The following is a 21,795-nucleotide window of genomic DNA, read 5'->3' as shown; positions in this document are numbered from 1 at the left end:
AAACCGGGGTGAACATGTCCGATCGATCCAGCGCCATCACGCGCCGCTCCCTCCTCGGCACCGCAGCCGCCATCGCCGCAACGCCGGCGCTGGCGGAAGAATGCCGCGTCGGTCCCCCGCCACACGAGAAAGGACCCAGGGTCTGGATGGACATGGACCAGGTCGAGCTCGATGCATCCTATGACCAGTCGGTCTATGCGCCGATGATCGCGCAGTTCAGCAAGCGCTACGCCTCGATCAGCGAAACCACGCGCCAGCGGCTGGGTGCGCCGAAGCGATTTGCCTATGGGCCGACACCGATCGAAGGTCTCGACGTCTATCCGGCGCGAACCGCCAATGCGCCGATCTTCGTCTACGTCCACGGCGGACGCTGGGTTCTCGGCAGCGCCAAGGATTACGGCTATCCGGCCGATCTCTTCGTCAATGCCGGCGTCAACTATGTCGCGCTCGACTTCATTCAGGTCGATGCGGCCAATGGCGACTTGAGAGCGATGGCCGATCAGGTCCGGCGCGGCATCGCCTGGGTCTACAAGAACGCCGGCCTTTTCAACGGTGACACCAAACGATTCTATGTCGGCGGGCACTCTTCCGGCGGCCATCTCGCCGGCGTGGCCGCGGTGACCGACTGGCAAAAGGATTTCGGGCTGCCGGCCGACATGCTGAGCGGCGCGCTCTTGATGAGCGGCATGTATGATCTGAAGCCGGCGCGGCTTTCGGCACGCAGCAACTATGTGAAGTTCGACGACGACATGGAGCAGCGCCTGAGCTCGATCCGCCATATCGATCTGCTGCGCGCACCGATCACCGTCACCTATGGCAGCTTCGAGACGCCGGATTTCCAGCGCCAGTCACGCGACTTTGCCGCCGCGGTCAAGGCCGCCGGCAAGCCGGTCGAGCTTCTGGAAGCCGCGAACTTCAATCACTTCGAGATGTGCGAGAGCCTCGGAAACCCTTACGGCCCGAACGGGCTCGCCGCGCTCAAGCTGATGAAGCTGGCGTAAGCACGTCGCGCGACGGTACGTCGCGTCGAAAGGCGGCGCGAATGAAGCGCTGCGCCGGCGCCTCGAAATAGCGAAACGTGACGTAGGACAGTAGCAGCGTCGTCAGGAGATAGACGGCGAGCAGCGCGCCGCTATAGACCGGCACCGGGCGTCCGGCGACGGCAAAGCCGATCATGACAGACAGTTGAATCGGGAAATGCAGCAGGTAGCTTGAATAGGTCATGTTGCCGGCCGCCTCGATCGTAGCCTGCGCCCAGTGCGGTACAGCGACGTCCCGCGACAGGCAGAACAGCAGGATCGGCGTATAGGCCAGCAGCAGCGGAAACTCGAGCGCGCCGAGGCGATCGCCCAGCGCAACGACAACCGCGAGCGGACTGACGACGGCGGCGAGCACGGCAGACGTTTCAATGGCGTTATGATGGCGCGACGTGCCAACTGCCCGCCGCGCGATCGCCGCCAGGCCGCCGATGTAGAAGAACGCCAGACAAAGAAGAAGCTGCGAGCCGAAACCTTCGAGCACGGCATTCAGGCACACGAGCACGATAACGGCGTTCAACCACCACGATCGCGTCACGCGCAGCATCAGGAAGAACCAGAGATAAACGAGCACTTCGACCGAGATCGACCAGATCGGGCCGTTGAAATTGAGGTCCTCCTTGCCGTTCCATTCGCTCGCCAGAAAGAGCTGTGCAAGGAAGTGCCAGACGTCGTTGCTCTGGTAGACGAAGAAGCACCCATGCGAATTGAAATACGCCGCTTGAAGCAGTGCCACGACGAGCAAGGTCACGAAGTGCAGCGGATAAAGTCGCGAGAAGCGCAGCACGAAGAATTGCCAGCCGCCGATGGTGCGCCCGGCGATGGCGTCGCGATACTTCCAGAAGAAGATGAATCCGCTGATGCACCAGAAGATCCAGACCCCCAGCCGCCCGGAATCGTAAAGCACATGCAGGACGCCGTAGAGCGGCAGGCGCTCCTGCACCAGTCCGACCGGCTCGCTCGCGACGTAGAAGAAATGGCGATAGTGGAACACGAGGATCGCAAAAGCCGAAAGAAAGCGTAAGCCTTCGAGCGCGACGAGCTTGTTCGCGGGCGAAGCTTGCGTCGAAGCGTTTGGCGTCAATGCGTGCCGCATGCGCCGGACACTCCCTTGAGAACGGCAGCATCCCAGACGGCGTAGCCGGCGGTATCGAGATGGACGCCATCGATGGTGTGCGGCGCGCCCATCGGCGGCAGCGGAGCAAATGTCGCGCCCGCCTTCTCGGCCAAGGCAGGCAGCGCGGCGTTGAAGGCGTCGATGCGGCGCATGGTTGCAGCCTGGTAATCCGCCGGCATGCGCCCGCGCACCTCAACGGAGGGAATGCCGAGCACGACGAGGTGGTCGGCTGACCCCTTGAGCTTGGCGAGCAGGCTTGCGTAATTCGCTTCGAATTCCTTCTGCTCGCGCCCCTGCAACGCATCGTTGGTGCCGAGCGCGACGACGATGGCTCCGGCGCGCCGGCCCTCGAGCACGTCGTTAAGCCAGGTCCCGAGATCGCTCGCCGTCGAGGCGCCATCGAGCCCCGCATTGACGAGGGCATGATCGCAGGCCGACCGCGGCAGGGTGGATGCTTCCGTGATGCTGTCACCGAGAACGATGAAGGGATGATCGGCCCGGCTGAATGTGTAGTGCAGAATGACCTGACGGGTATACCGGTGGGTATCGACAACCGTGTTTGGCCTGAAGAACGAAACGCCGGCCAGGGCAACGCCGATCGCGAGCACCGCAACCGCGATCGCCATCATGGAAATTCGCGCTCCGGTCATCTCGCCACCGCAATATCAGGTGAAGAAGCAGGTCAAAGTGCAGCCAGGAAACTGGCGCCCAAGCGTTGTAGCGCCGGGCTAAAAAACTAGCAGGCGGAACCTTAAAATATCTTTCGCGGAAGGGCCGTGAAATCGTTAACCACCCGACCTTGACAGGTGCGCCCCCACGGGCCCCACAATGCACAAACCAAGAAGCGAGGGAGCGCCATGGCGCGAAAACTGATCGATATCTCCGTGCCGCTGCAAAACGATGTGCCGGCCGATCCACCCGGCATCAATCCGCGCATCGAATATCACGATCACCAGCAGAGTCTGCCGCGCATGTTGGGCTTCTTTCCCGGTCTCAAGGCCGAGGATCTGCCGGACGGCCAGGCCTGGGCGATGGAGACGGTGCAGCTCTCGACCCATAACGGCACCCATCTCGATGCGCCCTATCACTATCATCCGACCATGAACCGCGGCGAGCGCGCCTGGACCATCGAAGAGGTGCCGCTCGAATGGTGCTTTCAGCCCGCCGTCAAACTCGACTTCCGGCATTTTCCCGACGGCTACGTCGCCACCGCTGATGACGTCGAGACGGAGTTGAAGCGCATCGGACATACGCTGTCGCCGCTCGAAATCGTCGTGGTCAATACCTCCGCCGGCGTCAAATACGGCCAGGCCGATTTCGTCAATTCCGGCTGCGGCATGGGCTATGAGGCAACGATGTACCTGCTCGAGCGCGGCGTGCGGCTGACCGGCATCGACGGCTGGAGCTGGGACGCGCCATTCGTCTTCACCGCGAAAAGATATGCCGAGAGCAAAAATGCCGGCCTGATCTGGGAGGGCCACAAGGCCGGACGCCACATCGGCTATTGCCACATCGAGAAGCTGCACAATCTGGAGCGCCTGCCGTCCAAGGGCTTCATGGTCTCGTGCTTCCCGGTGAAGATCGAACGCGCGTCTGCGGGCTGGACACGCGCGGTCGCCATCATCGACGATTAACCCACGAGGGTCGTCATGCCAGATAACCCGCTCTTTAACGTGCTGCTTGTGAACGACGACGTAACCCCCATGGACTTCGTCGTACACGTCTTGCAGGAGTTTCTTGATCTCGGCTTCGACGACGCCTGCAAGCTCATGCTTCGCGTTCACCACGAGGGAAAAGCGATCTGCGGCACCTATGAGCGCGACGAGGCCGAAACACGGGTCGCCGCCATTCTGGCGCTTGCCGGCAAGCACAACCATCCGCTCAAATGCATACTCGAAGAGGCGCGTTAGCCTTTCGTCTCATCGCGCGTAAGGCGAAGTTTTCGCGCGTCGCAAATGGCTGAAAACCTGAAGCCGCGAGAAGCAAACAGCGCCCGGGCCGATCGAATCCGGCCTTGGCCGGATGGCGCTATAATGCGTTGAATTCAGATGAGAAAACGCCGCTTCGCGGCTTGTTCCAGACAACCCGCAGCCACCCGTTAACATTGCCCTCAAACCGAACGGCTGCGACGATTTTGGACTTTCCAACGCGCGGACAGGATCGTACCACCGCGAGTGGCTGTTGCCGTTTCGCTTGCTGGGACCGCAAGCAAAGCTACAATGAGCCCAAGGCCGCCAAAACCAACAACAACAAGGCCAGCGACATCAAAGGCCGCCCGGTCTTGAGGAAACAGAGAGGAACGTCATGACAACAACATCTATCCGTTCGCTGCTCGGCGCGACGGCGCTTGGCCTCGTGCTGGGCGCAGGTCAAGCGTTCGCCGCCGACCCGATCAAGATCGGCGTCATCGCCGAAGCGCAAGCCATCGCCGGCGCCTCGATCCCGCAGGCCGCCCAGCTTGCCGCCGACGAGATCAACGCCGCGGGCGGCGTCGACGGCCGCAAAATCGAGCTCGTCACCTATGACAACCACTCCTCCGCGCCCGACTCCGTCCGCGCCTTCCAGCGCGCGGTCAACGAAGACAAGGTCAACATCGTCATCGCCAGCTACACCAGCGAAGTGGTGCTGGCGCTGGAGCCCTGGGCTGCGCGCCTGAAGATGCCCTTCATTACGCCGGGCGCGGCCTCCAACGAAATCAGCAAGGCCATTCACGCCGACTACGAGAAAAACAAGTACACCTTCCACGGCTATCTGACCTCGGCGGCGCTGGCGATGTCGGTCTGCGACGCCGCCAAGGAATTGCTCGTCGATCAGAAGCAGATGAAGACCGCGGTCATCATGAGCGAGGACGCCGCCTGGACCAAACCGCTCGACATCGGCTACGAGGAATGCCTGCCCAAGATCGGGCTGAAGGTGCTCGACCATATCCGCTTCTCGCCCGACACCACCGACTTCACGCCGATCTTCAACAAGATCGAAGGCGCCAAGCCGGACGTGATGATCACCGGCATCTCGCATGTCGGCGTGCAGCCGACCGTGCAGTGGAAGAACCAGCAGGTTCCGATTCCGATGTTCGGCATCTCCTCGCAGGCCACCAACGAGACCTTCGGCAAGGACACCAACAACGCGTCCGACGGCGTGCTCTATCAGGGCGTGTCGGGACCGGGTCTGGCGGTCACCGAGAAGAGCGTGCCGTTCGCCAACGCCTTCAAGGCGAAGTTCGGCAACTTCCCGTCTTACGCCGGCTATACCTCCTATGACGAGGTGTACTTCATCGCCGACGCCGTGAAGCGCGCGGGCTCGACCGACGCCGACAAGCTGGTCGAGGCGCTGGAGAAGACCGACTGGGTCGGCACCATCGGCCGCGTCCAGTTCTACGGCAAGGACGATCCGTTCACCCACTCGATCAAGTACGGCAAAGGCCTGATCACCGGCGCGATGCTGCAATGGCAGGATGGCAAGCAGGTCGCCGTCTGGCCGCCGGAAGTCGCCAAAGCCAAATTGAAGTTCCCGGCTTTCATCAAGGTCACGTCGAACTGAACGTTCAATGATGCTCCCGGGTAACCCCCGGGAGCATTTTCTTGAGCTTTGCGAATTTCTCGAAGGGGGCAGCGGGGGCTGCTGCGGCCGATAGATGCTTGCGTTTCAGATTCTGATCGACGGTTTTGCCATCAGCGCGCTGTATGCGCTGGGCGCGACCGGATTCACCCTCATCTTCGGCGTCTCCGGCGTGCTCAACCTGTCGCACGGCGCCATCATGGTGCTGGCGGCGGTGGCCGCGTGGGCGGCAGCGAGCGTGCTGCACCTCGACACATATTCGGGCGCGCTGCTCGGTGTCGGCGTCGCGCTGATATCGGCGCTCATTACTTACTTTGCAGTGGTTCAGCCGATCCAGAAGTCGCGGCGCATCCCGAATGAAGAGAAGGAAATCTTCGTCCTCACCGGCACCCTGCTCTGGGGCATCATGATCCAGGAGCTGATCGCCTACTTCTTCACCAACAACGCCAAGACCGTTTTGCCGATCGTCGAAGGCGTCGTCGATATCCTCGGCGTGCGCACCCCGCGCAACGAGATATTCACCGCCTTCGTCTGCTGCCTTGTCATCGCGCTGCTCTGGCTGCTGGTGAACCGCACCAAGACCGGCAAGGCGGTGCTCGCGGCTTCGATGAATCCGCGCGGCGTCACCCTGCTCGGCCTCGAGCTCGGCAACATCTATATCGTGGTCTGGGCGATCTACGGCATCCTCGCCGGCATTGCCGGCGTGCTGCTCGGCATGTTCTTAGGCGTCAGCTCCTATAGCGTCGGGCCGCTGACCGCGAGCGCGTTCTCGATCGTCGTGCTCGGCGGTCTCGGCAGCGTCTCCGGCTCGCTGATCGCCGCTTTCGTCGTCGGCTATCTCGAAACCGTCACGGCCTACCTGATCTCGCCGGCCTACCGGACCATCCCTGCCCTCCTGCTCCTCGTTGCCGTGATGTATGTGCGGCCGCAGGGCCTGCTCGGGAGGCGCTAACTATGGGTGGGTTTTTCAAATCGCGGCTGTTCTTCATTTCGCTCGCGGTTGTCATCATCGCTTCAACGCTGCCGCTCTATGTCTCCGGCTATGTGCTGGGGCTGCTCACCGTCGCCTATTACTTCGGCGTGTTCGCGATGGCCTGGGACCTGTTGTTCGGCTTTGCCGGCGAGGTCAATTTCGGCCCGACCTTCCTGATCGGCGTCGGCGCCTATACCGCAGGCATCCTCAACAACCAGTATGGCTGGTCGGTCTATCTCTGCATCGTGCTCGGGGCGCTCGCCTCCGTCATCGCCGGCGTCGTGCTGGCGTTGCCGGCGCTTCGTGTCCGCGGCCCCTATTTCGGCCTGACCACGCTGGTTGCCGTCTTGATGCTGCAAAACTTCATCGTCGTGTTCGCCGATCTCACCGGCGGCGAGATCGGCCTGACCATACCCGACGTGATCACGATCGATGCCAGCGCGAATTACTGGATCGCGCTCGGCTTCATGACGATCAGCGCGCTCGTCCTTTATGGATTGTCCCAATCGCCGGTCGGCCTCGTCTTGCAGGCGAGCGGCCAGGACCCGGTACAGGCCGGCGCGCTCGGCTTCAACATCGTCAAGCACAAGCTCGCCGCCTTCATCGTCTCCGCGTTCTTCTCCGGCCTTTCCGGCGCGCTGCTGGTGTTTTACTTCGGCACCGCATCGGTCGGCACCGTGGTCGATGTTGCGGTCGGCGTGAACGTGATCGTGGCCGCCGTACTCGGCGGACGCCGCACCGTTCTGGGTGCCGCGTTAGGCGCCATCTTCCTGATCGTCGCTGGCGAATTCCTGCGCCCGACCGGCGAGCTTGCGACCTTCATCGTCTCGGCGGTCGCGCTGCTCGTCGTCCTGTTCTTCCCCGGCGGCTTCCTGGGCGCAGCCCTTTCGCATGAAGGGCGCAAATAATGGACACCACGACCAGCAACGCACCCGTCCTCGAAGTCCGCGGCCTCACCAAGCGCTATGGCGGGCTCACGGCCGTGAAGAACCTCGACCTGGAGGTTCATGCCGGCGAGATTTTCGGTCTGATCGGCCCGAACGGTTCCGGCAAGTCGACCGCAATGAAATCGATCATGGGGATCGAACGCCCGACGTCCGGCACCGTGACGTTTCAAGGCGAGAACGTCGCAGGTCTTCCGGCGCACAGAATTGCGCGCATGGGCTTTGGCATGGTGTTCCAGCACTCGCGGCCGCTGAACCGGCAGACGGTGCTGGAAAACATCATGGTGGCGCTGTTGCCGGACTCGCTCTTCATGCTGTTCCCGGACAAGGCGCTGACCGAGCGCGCCAAGTGGATCGCCAACCGCGTGGGCCTTGGTTCGGTGATGGATCGCCGCCCGCCGACACTGCCTTTCGCCGATCTGCGGCGGCTCGAGCTTGCGAAGGCGATCGCGCGCGATCCCAAGGTGGTGCTGGTCGACGAACCCTTTGCCGGGCTGACGCTCGCCGAAGTCGGCACTTTCTCGGAACTGATCCGAAGCTTCCGCGACGAAGGCCGCGCGGTACTCCTGGTCGACCACAACGTCAAGAGCGTTGCGGCGCTGGTCGACCGTGTGCTTGCGATGTATCTCGGCGAAAAGATCGTCACCGGCCGCGCCGATGAGGTGATGCGCAACGAAACCGTGCGCCGCGTCTATCTCGGCGGCGCGATCGAGACCTCGGCCCGGCCCGAGACGTCTTTCAAGGACAAGGTGCCGCTGCTTCAGGTCGAGAATGTCAGCGTGCATTACGGCAAGGCGCAGGCGCTGGAGAACGTCTCGATCCACATCCACCATGGCGAGTTCATCTCGGTCGTCGGACTGAACGGCGCCGGCAAGACCACGCTGTTCAACACGATCTCGGGCTTCCTGCCCTATAGCGGCGAGATCGTCCGCGACGGCGAAAAGCTGCGCGGCACCAGCCCCGCCAAGATCGCGCGCAGCGGCATCGTGCAATGTCCGGAATCTCGCGAGTTGTTCGGCGAGATGACGGTGCGGGAAAATCTCGACCTCGGCGGCCAGCATCTGACCGACGAGGTGCGGGAAAGACATCTCGCCTGGCTGTTCGAACTGTTTCCGATCCTGAAGGAGCGTCAAGGCCAGCTCGCACAGACGCTGTCAGGCGGCGAGCAGCAGATGCTCGCGATCGGGCGCGCGCTGATGATGCAGCCCAAGATCCTGATTCTCGACGAGCCGACGCTCGGACTTGCGCCGGTGATTCTGGAGACGCTGTCGAAAGCGCTCGAGCGCTTGCGTCAGACCACCGACATCACCGTGTTGCTCGGGGAGCAGAACGTGACGTTTGCGCTTCCGCACGCCGACCGCGTCTATGTGCTCGAACACGCCCGGATTGTCTGGGAAGGCGATCCGGGCCGGTTCGCAGCCGAGGCCGGCGAAGGTTATCTCTAGCGTTAGAATCTCATTGGGCGTGGACGGTTCGCATCGGAATCGCCATGTCCGGCTGCGCGGTCTGTACCGGCATGTCATCGGCAATGCCGTAGCCGCCGAATTCCGCCTGCACGGCCTGCGAGATCCAGATCGACGCCTTGGGATGGAAGGTCGCCAGAACGATCAGTACAAGCGCAGCGATGGCGGTCAGGATCAGAAATCCAGCCCCGCTTTTCGGCCCGGTGCGGTCACTCGTTTTACGCTGCTTGTCGTACGGAGCATGCATGGACGCCTCCACGGTGAGGATAGTCCCCGCACCATCCATACCCTGCCGTCCATCATGCGCGTGTGAGCTGGTTCACACCATGATCGAGCTAACCGGTCGTTAATCATCCTGCGGAGCCGTGCCCGCGATTTCCTGCAACGGCTCGAGATCGAGCACGACGATCGCGCCGTGTTCGAGGCGGACCCAGTTACGCATCGCCCAGGCGCGCAACTGCTTGTTGATGCTCTCACGCGACATGCCGACCATCTCGCTGATTTCCTGCTGGGTGACCGCGATGGTGCGGCTGTCCTTTGCAGCCTTGTGCCGCTCGGTGAGCCTGATCAGCGCGCTGGCGAGCCGGCCCGGCAGATCCTGCAAGATGACCTGCTCGACCTGGTCGGAGGTCCAGCGCAGCCGCGTACATAACAGTTCGATGAATTTCATCGCCAGGGCGGGCTGGCAGCGCACGAAGGGCAGAAATTCGCGGCGATCGATGACAAAGATTTCGCAGTTGCTGTTGGCGGTCGCGTCCGCCGTTCGCGCCTGGCCATCGAGCACTGCGACCTCGCCGACAATCTCGCCGGGCCCGATCAGGTTGAGAATGGCGCTGCGGCCGTCGGGCGAGGAAACGCTGATCTTCACCGTGCCGGAAATGACCGCGATCAGGCTGTTGCCGGGATCGCCCTTGGAAAAGATCGTGGCCCCACGCTTGAAGGTGGCGGGCTTGACGTAGCGGCCAAGTTGCTCGAACGCCTCGGCGTCAAGATCGCTGAAAATCGGGTGGGCGCGCAGCACGGCGAGTTTGCTGCCGGCCACATGCCTGGGCTCGATGGTCTTGTCCTGGGACACGGCCTGCCAGTTCTCCGGATATGAATGCGCTTTACGCGAAAATCTTGGCCTGATAGCCGTCTGATCGTCCGGCCGGACAACAATGCGGCTGCCCACCGCTTGGAAAAGCTTAGTCCTGAATGCAGATTCAGGCATTTTTAGAGTACTGCCGCAAAGATCGGCCAGGGACAAGCCCTGTTGTCATTGGACACCCCGCGGGGCACCTTGTTCCCATGAAGCCCCCCGTCAACGTTAAAACTTCGATAAAGCAGCCCCCGCCGCTGACGACCTCAATGACCTGTGAGGCGGCATTTCGGGCCGCCGCAGCCCATTATCTCCAGCAGTTGACGGCCCGGCATGAAGGTACGGCAGCGGGGGATCCGGCGGCACTGCACGCCATGCGGGTCGCGATGACCCGGCTGCGGACGACCATTGCCCTGTTCTCGCCGATGGTCGAGGGCGACGAGCAAATTCGGCTGGCGGCGGAGTTGAAGTGGCTGCGCGCCCACCTCGGCATCGTTCGCGACCTCGACGTCGCGCTGGATCGGCTGGCGAAAATCAAGCCCAAGGGAGCGGTCAAGGGAACGGTCAAGGGATCGATCAACGACCGGCCCTGGAAACAGGAGCGCGCCGCCTGCCAGCGCCACCTGACCCGCGCGCTGCGCTCGCCACGGTATCGGCAACTGATCAAGGACATCACGGCCTGGATCGAGAGCGGCGACTGGTCGCGCAAACGCAACAAAATGGCCGTCGCGCAGCGTACCCGGCCGGCCGGCGAATATTGCGCCGATACATTGCAGGCGTGGCGGAAGAAACTCCTGAAGAAAAGCCGCAATCTCGAAGAGCTCGGCACACGCAAGCGCCACCGCGTGCGCCTCGCCAACAAGCGGCTGAGCTACGCCATCGAGGCGGCGGAGCAACTGGCCCCACCAGACGAGGCCCCCGCCCGGGAAACGATGCTGAAACTCCTGCGCACGACGCAGAAGTCGCTTGGACAGTTGAACGACGATGCAAGACGCCGCGCGCTCGCGGCGGCATTCGGCGAAGATCAGATGAATAGAAGCGACCTCCTGCTCGACGGCAAGCAGAAGAAGCGTCTGTTGGGCAAGGCGGTCAAGGCTTACGACGGTCTTGGCAGGCTCGAACCGCTGAAAGTGGGCTAGCGCAGAAGGTGGGCTAGCGCGGCACGACGGCCGTCGCCTCGATTTCAACCTTGGCCGCTTTCTCGACCAGTCGCACCACCTGAACCAGCGCCATCGCCGGATAATGCGCGCCGAAGATCTCGCGATAGATCTGCCCAAGCGCCTTCAGGCTTGCGAGATACTCGTCCATGTCGACGACGTACCAGGTCAGTCGAACCAGATGCTCCGGCTTCGCGCCGCCCTCGGTGAGAATGGCGGCGATGTTGCGCAGGGTCTGGCGCACCTGCGCCACGAAATCCGGCGGCAGGTGTCCATGGACGTCCCAGCCGATGACGCCGCCGGTCACCACCAGCCGGCCTTCGGCGGCCATGCCGTTGGCGTAGCCTTTGGGCGTCGGCCAGCCGCCGGGTTGCAGAATGCGCACGCCCGTCTCGCTTTCGGAGCGAACGGCAGAGACCTGGCCTTTCGAGGGGTTCACCGGCAACTCTCCTTGAGATCTATTCAGCCGCGACGCCCGGCGAAGGACTTACACCTTGCGCGATCTGGCGCAGGGCGAAGCGCTTCAGCTTGCCGGTCTCGGTCTTTGGCAATTGCGCGACATATTCGATCGCGCGCGGATATTTATATGGTGCAATCGCCTGCTTGACGTATTCCTGCAACTCGGTGGTCAGCGCCTCGCTCGCCGTGATGCCGGCGGCCGTCACCACGTAAGCCTTGACGATCATGCCGCGCGCCTCGTCCGGCGCGCCGACCACGCCGCATTCCGCAACAGAGGGATGGCTGAGCAGCGCGGCCTCGACCTCGGGGCCGGCAATGTTGTAACCGGAGGAGATGATCATGTCGTCCGAGCGCGCCACGAAAGAAAAACGGCCATGCTCGTCGCGGGTGAAGGAATCGCCGGTCAGATTCCAGCCGTCCCGCACGTAGTTGGTCTGCCTGGAGTCGGCGAGATAACGGCAACCGGTCGGCCCCCGCACCGCTAGCTTGCCGATCGCGCCCGCCGGCAACTCGTTCATGTTCTCATCGACGATCTTGGCTTCATAGCCCGTGACCGGCGTTCCGGTCGAACCCGCGGCCGCGCTACCCTCGCGGTTACTGATGAAGATGTGCAGCATCTCGGTCGAGCCGATGCCATCGAGAATGGTCTTGCCGGTCTTCCTGGTCCAGCTCTCGAACACCGGCGCCGGCAAGGTCTCGCCCGCGGACACCGCGAGCCGCAACGACGACAGGTCCGCGCCCTGATCCATCGCCGCCATCATCGCGCGATAGGCGGTCGGCGAGGTGAAACAGATCGTGGCTTTATAGGTCTCGATGATCCGGATCATCTCCGGAGGTGCGGCGTTTTCGAGCAGCGTGGCGGTGGCGCCGAAACGCAACGGAAAGATCGCAAGCCCCCCGAGCCCGAAGGTGAAGGCAAGCGGCGGCGAACCGACGAACACATCATCCGGCGTGACGCCCAATACTTCCCTGGCGTAACCATCGGCGATCATCAGGAGATCGCGATGGAAATGCATCGTCGCCTTTGGCTCGCCTGTCGTGCCCGATGTGAAGCCGAGCAGCGCCACGTCATCCCGCCCAGTCTTCACCGCCTCGAAACGCACCGGCTTGCTCAGCGCCACACGGTCGAGTTCGGCGTCGTGGTTGGACGTGCCGTCGAAATTGACGACCTGCTTGAGGAAGCGGCTGGTCTTGGCGCAGGCGACAAGTTCGTCGGCGATGCGGCTATCGGTCAGCGCCAGCGAAATTTCCGCCTTGTCGATGATCTTGCTCAATTCGCCGGCCCGAAGCAGCGGCATGGTATTGACGACCACCGCGCCCGCCTTGGTCGCGGCGAGCCAGGCGGCCACCAGCGCCGGGTTGTTGCCGGAGCGGATCAGCACGCGATGGCCCGGCTTGACGCCGTAATTCTCGACCAGCGCATGCGCCAGACGGTTCGACCAGTCGGCCAATTCCTTGTAGGTGCGCAGACGGCCGTTGCCGATCAGCGCGGTATGGTCGCCGAATCCCTTTTCGACCATGCGGTCGGTCAGTTCGACGCCAGCGTTGAGATATTCCGGATATTGAAACTCGGAGCGATCGAGCAGGAGCTCCGGCCATAACCCGGACGGCGGCAGGTTGCGCCGGGCAAAATCATCGACATGGCCCGATGGGCCAAGTGATGCGGAAATTCGACCTGACATTTCCATCGTCTCCCGGTTTCGGGACGGTTTCGGAAATCATTTTATACTTAAAGTAATTTGGCGCAAGTGCCCTTCTTTGGGCTTTTTGCACCGAAATCAGGCGGCTCTCGCCATGACCGCAGCGGACACGCCGCCGAGCATCACGCGGTCGAATGTCGCCCATCCCAGGCGGGCATAGAGGGCTTCATTGCGCGGCGTGAAAAGATAGATCGTCTCGAAGCCGAGGCGGCGGGCCTCGGAAGCGGCAGCGAGTGTCAGGGCGGACGCAATTCCCTTGCCGCGCTGCTCCGCGGGCACGAACACCGAGGATAGCCATGGCGTGAGGTGCTTGTGGGTGAGCGTGGTCGCCACGACATTCGCCGAACCGACCAGCGCATTCCGATCCGGGCTGATGGCGACCAACGATATCGGTAACCGCTGCCGGTCGTTCGCCTTGCTCAAACGCTCGACGCGCTCTTCAACGGTTCCACTGGGATTGAGATAGCCAAATTCTGCCTGCTGCCAAGCCGCGATCGTTGGAATGTAATCCTTGCATTCCATCAAATGCGCGATGCGGATGCCTGTCATCGCCAGCCCGTCACGCCCTTGCCAATTCCTTGAGCCGCAACGTCATCGCCGACGTGGGATCGGCCATCGGCGCAATCGCGGTGAAATGATTGGCTGACGGAACCGCACCATATCGCGTGGCGACGCCGGCCTCGCCCCAGACGTCCGCGATGGTGCGGCTCTGCCGGTGATATTCGGCGCTCTCGGCCTCGCCGACCACCGCATCCAGGCTACCGTGCGACGGCGGCGTCCATAATAACGGGCTGGCCGCGCGGGCCGTAGCCTGATCGAGACGAAGAGCCTTGTTGATGGAGGTCGGAACCAGCGGCTCGAGCTCGAACAGGCCGGAAATCGCGTAGGCCGCGCGCACGAGCTGCGGCGGCAAGCCGTCATCGTACGCTTTCCAGTCGGTTGCGAGCATGCAGGCGGCCAGATGCCCGCCGGCAGAGTGCCCGCTGACGATCAGCGCCGGAGAGAGCTTTGCCAGTTCAAGCATCGCCTCCCGCATCTGCATGATGATGTCGGGTATCGAGACCTGCGGACAGAGATCGTAGGTCGGAACCGCGACCGTGATGTCGTGCGCGTTGAGCCCGCGCGCCATATGGCTGAACCAGGAGCCGTCGAGCGCCTGCCAGTAACCGCCATGAATGAAGACGACGAGCGGCTTGTCATTGTTTCCGCTCTCACCCGCAAAAACATCGATCACGTTGCGCGCGCCGGACCCGTACGCGATCCGCCGCGCCACGTGCGTCTCGCGATAGGCCGTAGCATCCCGCGCCCAGCCCGCCATCAATTCCGGATTTTCCGGCACGCGGGCGCGGTTGTTATATTCGACCTCGTAGTCGATCACTGGTGCCCACTTTCCGAAGTTCGTGCTCCATCGCAGCACCCACCTTCACGAACTTCGGAAAGTGATGGGCACCAGCAAAAAATTATTAGTTTCTAGTACCGCTTTATCGATCTGAAGTCCCTGGTCGAATTCGCCGCTTGTGGTGCAGGGACTTCAGATCGGCGGTACTAGCCCACGTCTACGCCCTGCTCTGCGCGGATTTTTGCGCCGACGCCTTGGTCTTGGCCAACAGCCGCATCAGCTCGCGTACGTCTTTCGGCGACAGGCCGGCAAAAATATCGGCGATCCAGCTTTCATGTTCGGCGGCCATCTTGCGGAATTCGGCGCGGCCGGCCTTGGTCAGCCGGATCACCTGCACGCGGCGGTCATTCGCCGAGGTGCGCCGGTCGAGATGGCCGGATTCGACCAGCCGCTCGACCAGACCCGTGACGTTGCCGTTAGAGACCATCATCCGCTTGGAGACATCCGACAGCGTCATGCCGTCCGGTACCTTGTCGAGCTGGGCCATCAGGTCGAAACGCGGCAGCGTGACATCGAACCGCTCGCGCAGGCGGCCTCTCACCTCGCCCTCGATCAGGGTCGTGCAGGTCAACAGCCGCAGCCACAGCCGGAGCTCGTCGCCGTGATCGCCGGGAAGCTCCACGGCCTTGGTCTCGGAATCGAGGATCATGTCGTAACCATGCTGATGATTGAACTTCACGTAATTGAAGCGCCGCTTCAAGTCAAAACGCAGATCATGGCCGCACGTTCGGCCGATTTTTCCGAATTTCTTTAAGTTTCAAACAATTGGCGCGGCCCTTGCATGTTAACGTTTGGACAAGCCGCGGCGCGACAGCGGTCGCTTGCCGGTCGTACGGTCATCGGCATAAGGTATTGGCCAAGGAAGGCGCCAGCGGGCGGGTGATCTAAGAGGAGAATAGTGATGCGTCAGCAGTTGAAATGGGCCGCGCTCGCGGTTGCGTGCGGGATGTTCGCGCACCCGGCGGCCGCGCAGGAAAAGCTGAAGATCGGCCTGATCCTGACCCTGTCGGGCCCGGCAGCATCGCTGGGCGCGCAGGTGCGCGACGGCTTCAACCTCGCGGTCAAGGACCTCGGTGGCAAGATGGGCGGCCGCGATGTCGAGGTCGTCGTCTCCGACGATGAACTCAAGCCGGACACCGCTGTCACCAAGGTCAAGGGCCTGCTCGAGCGCGACAAGGTCGATTTCGTCGTCGGTCCGATCTTTTCCAACATCCTTCAGGCGATCCACAAGCCGGTCACCGACACCAAGACTTTCCTGATCTCACCGAATGCCGGGCCCTCGAGCTACGCCGGCAAGAATTGCAGCCCGTTCTTCTATGTCACCTCGTATCAGAACGACCAGGTGCACGAGATCCTCGGCAAGGTGGCGCAGGACCGCGGTTACAAGCGCGTCTATGTGATGGTGCCGAACTATCAGGCCGGCAAGGATTCGGCGGCTGGCTTCAGGCTCGATTACAAGGGCGAGATCGTGGAAGAGAGCTACGTGCCGCTCGGGACGCTCGATTTCCAGGTCGAGCTGTCCAAGATTTCCTCGCTCAAGCCTGACGCCGTCTTCACCTTCATGCCCGGCGGCATGGGCGTGAGCCTGGTGAAGCAGTTCAAACAGGCGGGGCTTGCCGATCAGATCCCGGTGCTGTCCGCCTTCACGGTCGATGAATCGACATTGCCGGCGCAGCAGGACGCCGCGGTCGGCATGTTCGGCGGCGCCGACTGGGCGCCAGATCTGAACAATCCGCAAAGCAAGAAATTCGTCGCCGGCTACGAGGCCGCCTATAACAGCGTGCCCGGCACCTATGCGATGCAGGGCTATGACGCCGCGCTTTTGATCGACAGCGCGGTGAAGGCGGTGAAGGGCGACCTAGCCAACAAGGATGCGGTCGCAACTGCGTTGAAGAAAGCCGATTTCGCTTCGCTCCGCGGCAACTTCAAGATCAACGTCAATGGCTATCCGATCCAGGACTTTTACCTGACCAAGGTCGCCAAGCGGCCCGACGGCAAATTCCAGACCGAAATCGTGCAGAAGGTGTTCGAGAATTACGGCGACCGCTACGCCAAGGAATGCGTGCCGGGAAACTGAGTAAATAAACGAGGGAGTGAACGAGTATGACGAGCGAGATCACGGGCATCACCCGCGCCAATGAAGGCATTCAGGGCATCTCCTGGAACATTCTCGGCCAGACCTATGTGCCGAAACACCACACCGACCACTCCTTCTCGTGGCATGCGACGTTCCCGCCCGGCACCTTCGTGCCGCCGCACATCCATCCCGACCAGGACGAATATCTCTATCTGCTGGAAGGCAAGCTCGACTTCATGCTCGGCGGCGCCGACGCGCAGGCAACGCCCGGCGATCTGGTCCGGCTCGGCATGGGCATTCCGCACGGCATCTTCAACAAGTCCGATCAGGTGGTGAAGGTGCTGTTCTGGGTCTCGCCGACGCAGAAGCTCTACGATCTGTTCTGGGGCATTCACAATTTGAAAGAACAGACTCCGGAAACCGTGGTGGCGCTCGCCGCCGAACACAACATCCACTTCCTGCCCCCGCCCCCGGGCGCGTGAGGCGCTTCTCCGTCGCCCTGCTTTGGCGGGACCGAGCCAGACCCTCATGGTGAGGAGCGCGTCTTCGCGCGTCTCGAACCATGAGGCCGAGCATCGGGTAGCTTGGCAGACACTTCCGTCCCCTCATCCTGAGGAGCGACACCCCTTCGTCGCGTCTCGAAGGATGAGGGCCCGAATGTCGGACGGGGCTTATCTTTATGTCGTCAAATGCAGCGACGAAAGTCTCTATGTCGGCACGACGCGAACGTCTCTCGAGGCAAGAATCGCCCAACACAATGCTGGGACATTTGCGGGATACACTCACTCGCGGCGCCCAGTTCAACTAATCTTTTCCGAGTGGTTCGACCACGTTACGGATGCCATTGCAGCCGAGCGAAAGCTTAAAGGATGGAGCCGGGTGAAGAAACTAGCCTTCATTCGCGGCGACTTCACAAAGCTTCAGACGCTGGCGAAGCGGCGATCCTAAAATCATCCTTCGAGACGGCCGCGCTGCGGCCTCCTCAGGATGAGGCCGGTAGATAGCTACCCCCTCACCGCGGCCAATCCCGGCACCGCCGCAAAACCGGCCTTGGTCGCGTAGCCGCGCACGATGGCCTCGCGCTGCGAATAACTCAGCACTTTTTCGATATCGGTGAATCCATCCGGCGCGAGCTGCTCGACCGCATCGATTACCCCTTCCGGTCCGCCGCGGCGATTGGAGCGCACGATCTCGGCGGTCATCGGCAGGCGCTTCTTCTCATATTCGACCAGCGCCTGACGCGGATGCTCCGATCGCACCAGCAGATCCGCAAGGCAGCGCGCGTCCAGTATAGCCTGCGACGCGCCGTTCGAGCCGACCGGGTACATCGGATGCGCGGCATCGCCGAGCAGCGTGACGCGGCCGCTTGACCAATAGGGCAAGGGATCGCGGTCGCAGGTCGGATATTCATAGAATTCCGGCGTCGCCGTGATCAGGCTCGCGACATCGATATGCGGCACCGAGAAGCGCGCGACATGCGGCATCAATTCCTCGCGCCGGCCGGGCCGCGACCAGTCCTCGCGGCGCGGCGGGGACGAATTGCCGTCACCGACTTTGACCAGCACGGCCCAGTTTGTCAGGCGGTTCGACGGGCTCGAGCCTTCGGCGATCGGATAGACCACGACCTTGGCATTGAGGCCGCCGGCGACGATCATCGAGCGGCCGGTCAGGAACATCGGCCAGTCGCGCGCGCCGCGCCAGAGCATCAGCCCATTCCAGCACGGCGGACCTTCATTCGGAAACAACGTCTCGCGCACGCGCGAGTGAATACCGTCGGCGCCGATCAGGATGTCGCCGCGCACGGTCTTGATATGGCTACCGGTGCGGTCGAAGAAATGCGCTGACACGCCGCCTTCGTCCTGGGTGAACGCGCCGAGGCGATGGCCGGTGTGAATGGCTTCCTTGCCGAGCCGCTCCTCGACCGCCTGGTGGATCACGCTCTGCAATCGGCCGCGATGGATCGAGAACTGCGGCACGTCATGGCCGGCATCGATGCCGCGAACGTCGCGCCAGACTTCCTGGCCGTGGCGGTTCAGATAATAAAGCACGTCGGTGCGGATCGCCGCGGCGTCGAGCTTTTGCAGGAGACCGAGCTGCGCCAGTTCGCGGATGGCATGCGGCAGCGTGTTGATGCCGACGCCGAGTTCGCGGATGGTGTCGGCCTGCTCGAATAGTTCGCAGGCAATGCCGCGCGTCCGCAACATCAGGGCGGTGGTCAGACCGCCGATACCGCCACCGACGATGATCGCCTTCATCGCTCTACTCCACTCAACTATCGACCACTCTCACCTCCCCGCCTCAGGCGAGGGAGCCGATTTAGCGTGCCATCCGGCCTATTCGGCGGCAAGCGGCTTTGTGGCCTCCGCCTTGAGCTCGGCGCGGGTCTTCGGCTTAGCCTTAATTTTAAGCTCCTCGAAATCCTGCCGGTCCCGCACGCTGTTGCGGAAAATCTGGTCCTTGCCCGGCAGATATTGCGGCGGGCAGAACGTATCCGCGGCGCCATACCAGGCGGCGGCCTTCAGCGTGAAGGCGGGGTCGACCAGATGCGGGCGGCCAAGCGCGACGAGGTCGGCGCGGCCGGCGGCCAAAATCGTGTTCACCTGATCTGCGGTCGTGATATTGCCGACGCACATGGTGGCCACCCGCGCTTCGTTCCGGACCTGGTCGGAAAACGGCGTCTGGAACATGCGGCCATAGATCGGCTGGGCGTCGCGCACGGTCTGCCCCGTCGAGACGTCGACGAGATCGACGCCGCGTTCGGCAAAAGCGCGTGCGATCTGGACCGCGTCGTCCCCGGTGATGCCGCCCTCGGCCCAGTCGGTTGCGGAAATGCGCACCGACATCGGTTTGTGCGGCGGCCAGGCCGATCGCATCGCCTCGAAGATTTCGAGCGGATAACGCAGCCGGTTTTCCAGCGAACCGCCATATTCGTCGGTGCGCTGATTGGTGAGCGGCGAGATGAAGCTCGCCAGCAGGTAGCCATGGGCGCAATGCAGCTCCAGCATGTCGAAGCCACAGGCTTCGCCACGCCTGGCCGCGGCGACGAATTCGCCTTTCACTTTGTCCATCGCGGCGCGGTCCATCTCGCGCGGCACCTGGCTATCGGGAAAGTAAGGAAGCGGCGAGGCCGAGATCACGTCCCAGCCGCCCTGTTCCAGCGGACGATCCATGCCGTCCCACATCAATTTGGTCGCGCCCTTGCGGCCGGCGTGACCGAGCTGAAGGCAGATCTTTGCAGCGGAATTCGCATGCACGAAATCGACGATGCGTCGCCAGGCGCTTTCCTGCTCGTCATTCCACAGACCCGTGCAGCCGGGCGTGATGCGGGCATCGCGGCCGACGCAGGTCATTTCGGTGAAGATGAGACCTGCGCCGCCGATCGCGCGCGAACCGTAGTGCACGAAATGGAAATCCTGCGGCACGCCCTCTTTCGCCGAGTACATGCACATCGGCGAGACCACCGCGCGGTTGGCAAGCTGCATCTCGCGCAACCGGAATGGCTGGAACATCGGCGTCAGCGGCTTTTCGGCGTCGACGTCGAAACCTTGCTGACGGACATGACGCGCAAAGGCCTTGTCGACCTGGCCTACAAAATCAGGCGCGCGGAGCGTCAGATTGTCATAGGTGATGGCTTTGGCGCGCGTCATCACGCCAAAGGCAAATTGCACCGGATCGAAATCCCAGAAGCGGTCGACGTGCTCGAACCAGACCAGCGACACGTCGGCGGCATGCTGGGTCTTCTCGACTTCTTCGCGGCGGCCCTTCTCGTAAAGCGCAAGCGCCGCGTCAACCGTGGGCGCGCTCTGCATGGCGTCGGACAACGCAATCGCGTCTTCCATCGCAAGCTTAGTGCCGGAGCCAATCGAGAAATGCGCGGTCGCCTTCGCATCGCCCAGCAGCACCATGTTGTCCTTGACCCAGCGCTGGCTGCGGATCATCGGAAAATTCCGCCACATCGAACGGTTGGTCAGCAGCGGATGCCCTTCGAGGAACCAGCCGAAGATTTCCTCCATGCGGTCGGCGGATTGTTTCTCGTCAAGGCCGGTGAGGCCCGCACGCTTGAAGGTCTCGGGGTCGGTCTCGAAAATCCAGGTCGATCGCCCGACTTCATATTGATAGGCATGCGCAATGAACGGGCCCCACTCGGTTTCCTGGAAAATGAAGGTGAAGGCATCGAGCGGACGGGTCGAGCCCATCCAGGCGAACACGTTGGAACGCAGATCGACCTTGGGCTCGAAATGCGCGGCATGTTTCTCGCGGAAGCGGCTGTTGATGCCGTCGGCCAGCACCACGAGATCCGCATCGGCAAAGCGCGCCTCATCATCGATCTCGGTTTCGAAGTTGAGCTTGACGCCGAGTTCTCGCGCGCGTTCCTGCAAAATCAATAAAAGCTGGCGGCGGGAGCAGCCGCAAAAGCCGTTGCCGCCGACGCGATGCACCGTGCCGCGAAAGTGCACGGCGATATCGTCCCAATAGGCGAATTCCTGGGTAATGCGCCGGTAGCTCGGCGGGTCGTATTTCTCGAAATTGTCCAGCGTTGCGTCGGAGAACACTACGCCGAAGCCGAAGGTGTCGTCGGCACGGTTGCGTTCATAAACCGTGATGTCGGCCTCGGGGCGCTGCTTCCTGAGCAGGATCGCCGCATAAAGACCCGCAGGTCCACCGCCGATGATCGCGACCTTCATGGGAACCTCTTCTCCCGCGCTTTATCGAACACCGGAAATTGTTTTAAACCTAAAACATCTCGGCGGCAAGCGGCTTCGGCCGCCTCGGCCCGGCCTCATGGGTTCGAGACGACGCTTCGCGTCTCCTCACCGTGAGGGTCTTGGTCTT

Annotated in this window: 22 protein-coding genes; 11 read left to right on the top strand and 11 right to left on the bottom strand. The window is 62.5% G+C overall.

The annotated features are described in order from the left end of the window. The first annotated feature begins 14 nt into the window (after nt 1-14). Nucleotides 15-1,001, top strand: a complete 987-nt coding sequence (locus tag BUA38_RS24430; protein WP_083587744.1) for an alpha/beta hydrolase — start codon at nt 15-17, stop codon at nt 999-1,001. On the opposite strand, the gene BUA38_RS24425 is transcribed toward BUA38_RS24430, so the two are convergent. Both BUA38_RS24425 and BUA38_RS24420 read right to left on the bottom strand, forming a co-directional pair. Next, nucleotides 979-2,133: an acyltransferase family protein gene (locus BUA38_RS24425; protein WP_072821921.1), complete on the bottom strand. Its 1,155-nt coding sequence runs from the start codon at nt 2,131-2,133 to the stop codon at nt 979-981. The two genes, BUA38_RS24430 and BUA38_RS24425, sit on opposite strands and share 23 nt — an antisense overlap. Then, a complete protein-coding gene (locus BUA38_RS24420; RefSeq protein ID WP_072821919.1) occupies nt 2,118-2,804 on the bottom strand; it encodes an SGNH/GDSL hydrolase family protein in 687 nt (228 codons plus the stop codon). The genes BUA38_RS24425 and BUA38_RS24420 overlap by 16 nt, the downstream gene beginning before the upstream one ends. 207 nt (nt 2,805-3,011) lie before the next feature. Here BUA38_RS24420 and BUA38_RS24415 point away from each other — a divergent pair, with 207 nt between their 5' ends. The 6 genes from BUA38_RS24415 (at nt 3,012) to BUA38_RS24390 (ending at nt 9,074) form a co-directional block, all read left to right on the top strand. Then, entirely contained in the window at nt 3,012-3,788 is a 777-nt protein-coding gene (locus BUA38_RS24415; RefSeq protein WP_072821917.1) for a cyclase family protein, read from the top strand. 15 nt (nt 3,789-3,803) lie between these two features. Further along, on the top strand, nt 3,804-4,064 hold the full coding sequence (locus BUA38_RS24410; RefSeq protein ID WP_072821915.1) for an ATP-dependent Clp protease adaptor ClpS: 261 nt from the start codon (nt 3,804-3,806) through the stop codon (nt 4,062-4,064). Nucleotides 4,065-4,458: 394 nt separating this feature from the next. After that, nucleotides 4,459-5,694: an ABC transporter substrate-binding protein gene (locus BUA38_RS24405; protein WP_072821913.1), complete on the top strand. Its 1,236-nt coding sequence runs from the start codon at nt 4,459-4,461 to the stop codon at nt 5,692-5,694. Between the two features lie 94 nt (nt 5,695-5,788). After that, complete coding sequence (locus tag BUA38_RS24400; protein ID WP_072821911.1) at nt 5,789-6,664, top strand: branched-chain amino acid ABC transporter permease; 876 nt, start codon at nt 5,789-5,791, stop codon at nt 6,662-6,664. A 2-nt stretch (nt 6,665-6,666) separates the two neighbouring features. Beyond that, on the top strand, nt 6,667-7,593 hold the full coding sequence (locus tag BUA38_RS24395; RefSeq protein WP_072821909.1) for a branched-chain amino acid ABC transporter permease: 927 nt from the start codon (nt 6,667-6,669) through the stop codon (nt 7,591-7,593). Beyond that, complete coding sequence (locus BUA38_RS24390; RefSeq protein ID WP_072821907.1) at nt 7,593-9,074, top strand: ATP-binding cassette domain-containing protein; 1,482 nt, start codon at nt 7,593-7,595, stop codon at nt 9,072-9,074. The genes BUA38_RS24395 and BUA38_RS24390 overlap by 1 nt, the downstream gene beginning before the upstream one ends. A 10-nt stretch (nt 9,075-9,084) precedes the next feature. Here the strand turns inward: BUA38_RS24390 and BUA38_RS24385 are convergent, their stop codons facing one another. Further along, complete coding sequence (locus tag BUA38_RS24385; RefSeq protein WP_072821905.1) at nt 9,085-9,339, bottom strand: hypothetical protein; 255 nt, start codon at nt 9,337-9,339, stop codon at nt 9,085-9,087. 99 nt (nt 9,340-9,438) lie between these two features. Next, nucleotides 9,439-10,167, bottom strand: a complete 729-nt coding sequence (locus BUA38_RS24380) for a Crp/Fnr family transcriptional regulator (protein ID WP_072826396.1) — start codon at nt 10,165-10,167, stop codon at nt 9,439-9,441. Nucleotides 10,168-10,286: 119 nt separating this feature from the next. Between BUA38_RS24380 and BUA38_RS24375 the strand changes: the two genes are divergently transcribed. Further along, complete coding sequence (locus BUA38_RS24375; RefSeq protein ID WP_083587743.1) at nt 10,287-11,309, top strand: CHAD domain-containing protein; 1,023 nt, start codon at nt 10,287-10,289, stop codon at nt 11,307-11,309. Between the two features lie 13 nt (nt 11,310-11,322). On the opposite strand, the gene BUA38_RS24370 is transcribed toward BUA38_RS24375, so the two are convergent. From BUA38_RS24370 to BUA38_RS24350, 5 genes are all read right to left on the bottom strand, one after another. Continuing rightward, nucleotides 11,323-11,766, bottom strand: coding sequence for a RidA family protein (locus BUA38_RS24370; RefSeq protein ID WP_072826395.1), 444 nt, complete (start codon nt 11,764-11,766; stop codon nt 11,323-11,325). Between the two features lie 19 nt (nt 11,767-11,785). Next, on the bottom strand, nt 11,786-13,468 hold the full coding sequence (locus BUA38_RS24365) for a benzoate-CoA ligase family protein (protein ID WP_072826394.1): 1,683 nt from the start codon (nt 13,466-13,468) through the stop codon (nt 11,786-11,788). Nucleotides 13,469-13,564: 96 nt separating this feature from the next. Continuing rightward, on the bottom strand, nt 13,565-14,035 hold the full coding sequence (locus BUA38_RS24360) for a GNAT family N-acetyltransferase (protein ID WP_072821901.1): 471 nt from the start codon (nt 14,033-14,035) through the stop codon (nt 13,565-13,567). A 10-nt stretch (nt 14,036-14,045) separates the two neighbouring features. Beyond that, nucleotides 14,046-14,864, bottom strand: a complete 819-nt coding sequence (locus BUA38_RS24355) for an alpha/beta hydrolase (protein ID WP_072821900.1) — start codon at nt 14,862-14,864, stop codon at nt 14,046-14,048. A 178-nt stretch (nt 14,865-15,042) separates the two neighbouring features. Further along, nucleotides 15,043-15,534 carry a MarR family winged helix-turn-helix transcriptional regulator gene (locus BUA38_RS24350; RefSeq protein ID WP_072821899.1) on the bottom strand — a complete coding sequence of 164 codons (492 nt, stop codon included), beginning with the start codon at nt 15,532-15,534 and terminating at the stop codon, nt 15,043-15,045. Nucleotides 15,535-15,786: 252 nt separating this feature from the next. Between BUA38_RS24350 and BUA38_RS24345 the strand changes: the two genes are divergently transcribed. Genes BUA38_RS24345 through BUA38_RS24335 form a run of 3 tightly spaced genes read left to right on the top strand, consistent with a single transcriptional unit; the run spans nt 15,787 to nt 17,910 of the window. Next, the gene (locus BUA38_RS24345) at nt 15,787-16,962 is read left to right on the top strand and encodes an ABC transporter substrate-binding protein (protein ID WP_072821898.1); all 1,176 of its coding nucleotides are present in this window, start codon (nt 15,787-15,789) and stop codon (nt 16,960-16,962) included. Between the two features lie 26 nt (nt 16,963-16,988). Continuing rightward, nucleotides 16,989-17,444, top strand: a complete 456-nt coding sequence (locus tag BUA38_RS24340; protein ID WP_072821896.1) for a cupin domain-containing protein — start codon at nt 16,989-16,991, stop codon at nt 17,442-17,444. A gap of 46 nt (nt 17,445-17,490) precedes the next feature. Next, nucleotides 17,491-17,910 carry a GIY-YIG nuclease family protein gene (locus tag BUA38_RS24335; protein WP_338076282.1) on the top strand — a complete coding sequence of 140 codons (420 nt, stop codon included), beginning with the start codon at nt 17,491-17,493 and terminating at the stop codon, nt 17,908-17,910. 56 nt (nt 17,911-17,966) lie between these two features. Here the strand turns inward: BUA38_RS24335 and BUA38_RS24330 are convergent, their stop codons facing one another. Continuing rightward, nucleotides 17,967-19,217, bottom strand: coding sequence for a flavin-dependent oxidoreductase (locus BUA38_RS24330; RefSeq protein WP_072821894.1), 1,251 nt, complete (start codon nt 19,215-19,217; stop codon nt 17,967-17,969). A gap of 78 nt (nt 19,218-19,295) precedes the next feature. Further along, nucleotides 19,296-21,647: a bifunctional salicylyl-CoA 5-hydroxylase/oxidoreductase gene (locus BUA38_RS24325; protein ID WP_072821892.1), complete on the bottom strand. Its 2,352-nt coding sequence runs from the start codon at nt 21,645-21,647 to the stop codon at nt 19,296-19,298. Nucleotides 21,648-21,795: the final 148 nt, after the last annotated feature.

The organism is Bradyrhizobium erythrophlei, from assembly GCF_900142985.1.
GTDB classification, from domain to species: Bacteria; Pseudomonadota; Alphaproteobacteria; order Rhizobiales; family Xanthobacteraceae; genus Bradyrhizobium; species Bradyrhizobium erythrophlei_B.
The sequence above is the reverse complement of the archived record's forward strand: the minus strand, read 5'-3'. Positions and strand labels throughout refer to the sequence as shown.

Bases quoted from the DNA above. Each gene is read 5' to 3' on its own strand.
- BUA38_RS24430 (WP_083587744.1), top strand. From the start codon at position 15: ATGTCCGATCGATCCAGCGCCATCACGCGCCGCTCCCTCCTCGGCACC.
- BUA38_RS24425 (WP_072821921.1), bottom strand. From the start codon at position 2,133: ATGCGGCACGCATTGACGCCAAACGCTTCGACGCAAGCTTCGCCCGCG.
- BUA38_RS24420 (WP_072821919.1), bottom strand. From the start codon at position 2,804: ATGACCGGAGCGCGAATTTCCATGATGGCGATCGCGGTTGCGGTGCTC.
- BUA38_RS24415 (WP_072821917.1), top strand. From the start codon at position 3,012: ATGGCGCGAAAACTGATCGATATCTCCGTGCCGCTGCAAAACGATGTG.
- BUA38_RS24410 (WP_072821915.1), top strand. From the start codon at position 3,804: ATGCCAGATAACCCGCTCTTTAACGTGCTGCTTGTGAACGACGACGTA.
- BUA38_RS24405 (WP_072821913.1), top strand. From the start codon at position 4,459: ATGACAACAACATCTATCCGTTCGCTGCTCGGCGCGACGGCGCTTGGC.
- BUA38_RS24400 (WP_072821911.1), top strand. From the start codon at position 5,789: ATGCTTGCGTTTCAGATTCTGATCGACGGTTTTGCCATCAGCGCGCTG.
- BUA38_RS24395 (WP_072821909.1), top strand. From the start codon at position 6,667: ATGGGTGGGTTTTTCAAATCGCGGCTGTTCTTCATTTCGCTCGCGGTT.
- BUA38_RS24390 (WP_072821907.1), top strand. From the start codon at position 7,593: ATGGACACCACGACCAGCAACGCACCCGTCCTCGAAGTCCGCGGCCTC.
- BUA38_RS24385 (WP_072821905.1), bottom strand. From the start codon at position 9,339: ATGCATGCTCCGTACGACAAGCAGCGTAAAACGAGTGACCGCACCGGG.
- BUA38_RS24375 (WP_083587743.1), top strand. From the start codon at position 10,287: ATGCAGATTCAGGCATTTTTAGAGTACTGCCGCAAAGATCGGCCAGGG.
- BUA38_RS24365 (WP_072826394.1), bottom strand. From the start codon at position 13,468: ATGTCAGGTCGAATTTCCGCATCACTTGGCCCATCGGGCCATGTCGAT.
- BUA38_RS24360 (WP_072821901.1), bottom strand. From the start codon at position 14,035: ATGACAGGCATCCGCATCGCGCATTTGATGGAATGCAAGGATTACATT.
- BUA38_RS24350 (WP_072821899.1), bottom strand. From the start codon at position 15,534: ATGATCCTCGATTCCGAGACCAAGGCCGTGGAGCTTCCCGGCGATCAC.
- BUA38_RS24345 (WP_072821898.1), top strand. From the start codon at position 15,787: ATGCGTCAGCAGTTGAAATGGGCCGCGCTCGCGGTTGCGTGCGGGATG.
- BUA38_RS24340 (WP_072821896.1), top strand. From the start codon at position 16,989: ATGACGAGCGAGATCACGGGCATCACCCGCGCCAATGAAGGCATTCAG.
- BUA38_RS24335 (WP_338076282.1), top strand. From the start codon at position 17,491: ATGGTGAGGAGCGCGTCTTCGCGCGTCTCGAACCATGAGGCCGAGCAT.
- BUA38_RS24330 (WP_072821894.1), bottom strand. From the start codon at position 19,217: ATGAAGGCGATCATCGTCGGTGGCGGTATCGGCGGTCTGACCACCGCC.
- BUA38_RS24325 (WP_072821892.1), bottom strand. From the start codon at position 21,647: ATGAAGGTCGCGATCATCGGCGGTGGACCTGCGGGTCTTTATGCGGCG.